Source organism: Flavobacterium sp. (assembly GCF_035760125.1).
Classification (GTDB): domain Bacteria; phylum Bacteroidota; class Bacteroidia; order Flavobacteriales; family Flavobacteriaceae; genus Flavobacterium.
In genome coordinates, this window is record NZ_DASTTN010000513.1 from 1 (window position 1) to 2,867 (window position 2,867).

The 2,867-nt window shown below is 28.4% G+C and carries 2 protein-coding genes; both read right to left on the bottom strand.

Annotated features, from left to right (window positions below):
• Positions 1–90: 90 nt before the first annotated feature.
• Entirely contained in the window at positions 91–1,803 is a 1,713-nt protein-coding gene (locus VFS71_RS18360) for a right-handed parallel beta-helix repeat-containing protein (RefSeq protein ID WP_326403083.1), read from the bottom strand.
• Between the two features lie 215 nt (positions 1,804–2,018).
• The gene (locus VFS71_RS18365) at positions 2,019–2,816 is read right to left on the bottom strand and encodes a hypothetical protein (protein WP_326403084.1); all 798 of its coding nucleotides are present in this window, start codon (positions 2,814–2,816) and stop codon (positions 2,019–2,021) included.
• Between the last annotated feature and the right edge of the window lie 51 nt (positions 2,817–2,867).

Genomic DNA, 2,867 nt, shown 5'->3' on the forward strand with positions numbered 1-2,867 from the left:
TTCGGATTTGCCAAATCATCCCAAATACAAAACCATCTTTCCATTAAACCAATTCCCCAAATCCGTTGTAGTAGCTGTTGTAAGTAGTTTTTATTTTTTCAGTAGCTTAATTTGTTGACTTTTTTCAAACTCATCATAAATGCTTAAAATATAAACTCCTGACTTCAAATCACTCAAATTCTCTAAAGTATATTCGTTAATAGAATTTTCTAATTTGATTTCTTTTATAATCTGACCATTTATGTTATTTAGAATTAATTTATTAAATAATTGAGTGTTTTTTGCTTGAATCTTAACTTGATTAATTACTGGATTCGGAAAAATAGTAAAGTCATTATTTGAAAATTTATTTACGGATAATTTTTCCGAACTTTCCTTAGCTCCAATATCTATTTTTGAAGAATTAAAGTTATTTATAATATTTGGGTCTCCTGCATTAATAGCAACAGAATTAGAATTGAGTTCGCAAAAATTTGAATCGGAAGAATTTACAGAAGCTAAATTTGGAGATGAGAAGATATTATAATAAGTGTCAGAATTAATTCCATTATTATTAGTGGTAACGACAGTACCTACTCCAATTGGAAGATTATTTCCAGTGCCAAGACCGTTGTTATAAAATAGATTGTATTTTACAAGTGATGGCATTGGAACACCTTCTGATTTAATACCATAATAAGTACTGTTAATAATTATGTTTGAGTTTATAATTGGGTTTGGACTAAAAAAATCACTACTATAAATACCAATTCCTCCGGCATTTGACAAAATTGTATTGTTTTTTATTAAAGGTTTTCCTCCAACTATGATAATTGCGTAATGAGATATATTAGAACCTATATTAAATAAAATATTATTATTTATCAATATATCTGACCAAGATTGTATTCCATAATATCCACAATTTGATATTCGATTATTTTGAACTATGGTTGAAGCACTATTTAATCCAATAGACATTCCAATTAGATTTATATTAGAAACTTCATTCCCATCAACAATCACTGATGTACCTGATCCAATAGACATACCATAGGAGCAGTTTGAAATTTTATTTTTTAAAATATTTATTCCACTTACATTGCCTCTGACGCTAATCCCTGTTTCTTCACTATATTGAATTATACAATTTTCTATATCTATTTTCCCTAAAATATGAACAATTCCAATATTATCATCATTATCTTTTTTTCCGTACTCTACAATACAATATTTTAATTGTGACGAGTTAGATGAACTATTTATCAATATCTGATTCCAATCTTTGTTAGTAGGGCTAGTACTGTTTGAAGTAAACTTAATATAATTGTTTCCATTTCCTATTGCGTTTAAAGTCCCATTTACAATTAAGGAATAATACCCATTAAATTTTATTTTAGTCCCTTGTTCTATATTAAGAGTTTGCCCTACAGGTATTGTTATATCACCATTTACAATATAAGTATTAGTATTTGTCCAATTTCCAGAAACATTTCCAGAGACATTAACAGCTATGTTTGAGTTCAATGTGACGTTCGCAAGGGTTGTATTTGTACTAATAAATTGATTGTTCAAAGTATAAGTTTGATAGCCATTTTTCTCAAAACTTATATTGTAAATACCATTAATTACAGTTATGTTATATAGTCCGTTTGCATTTGATGTGCCGTCTGTATATACAGCACTTGGTGAAACAGGATTGAATTTGATGATAATTCCGCTGTGATCAGAGGTGTTGTCAAGAAATATACTTCCATTAATCTCAGAAGAATATGATAAAGTTGATAATAATAGCAATAATAGAATTAGTAATTTTTTTTTCATTGATTTTTATTTATATTAAATTCTGTATTACAATAGTTTTGTTATTTATTTCTTGTTTCGATGTCAAAATTACTTACAACGTTCTGGTACTACAGCGGGTTTGGGGTTAAATTAAGCCCTATTTTCGGATTTGCCAAATCATCCCAAATACAAAACCAACTTTCCATTAAGTCTATTGCCCAAATCCGTTGTAGTAGCTGTTGGTGGCTGTGTTTTTATTCAGTTGTTATTCCGATTTCTTCTGTTTCCGTATTAAATTCTTCATCGATTCTGTGTTGTTTCAGTTTCCATAACCAGTAAATTCCACCAATTGGAATTCCAAAAGTCCAAACCGAACCAAGAAAACCCATAAAGCCAAAGCTAATACCAAAGAATTTAAAACTTAAAATTTTAAAAGAAACTCCTTCTACTGCAGAGTATGTAATTGCGGGTACATTGAAAAATATGATTGCTATGTATTTCAACCATTTTTTTGATAATGTACTTTTCTTTATTTCTCGGATAGCATAAATGTTGAATAGTAAGACGGCTAAAGGTAAAATACCAAATAACCAAAATATCAACATATTCGGTATAGGTGCTTTTACATTTAGTGTATTTATATTGATTATCTTTTTTGAATTGTCATCAAACAAAACTTGAAAAACTCCAAATTCTTTTTCATTCGAAAATTCAATGAATGCAAGTGTAGTATTTGGCGGTGTGTTTTCGCTTTCAATTGTTGAACGTTTTTTTTCTGATTTCATTAATGAATATTCAAAATTATGTCCGAAATTATGTTCAACTATATTTCGAAATTGCTCTAATCCCAATTTTAAAGTGTCTAAGTTTGTGTTTTTACCCATTTCACTTTCTAAAGCCATTTGAGAAACACATTTGTCATAGTCTTTTTTCATTAAGGTTTCCACAAATTCTTTTGTCTTATCTTTAAAAGTGAAACTATCTTTTATAAAATTACAACTTGCAAAAAGTGAAATTGTCAAAAGCAAAATTGAAATTCTAATTTTATTCATATTTTCTGTTTTTCTGATTATTCTCTAGTAACATAGCCACCAACGTTCTGG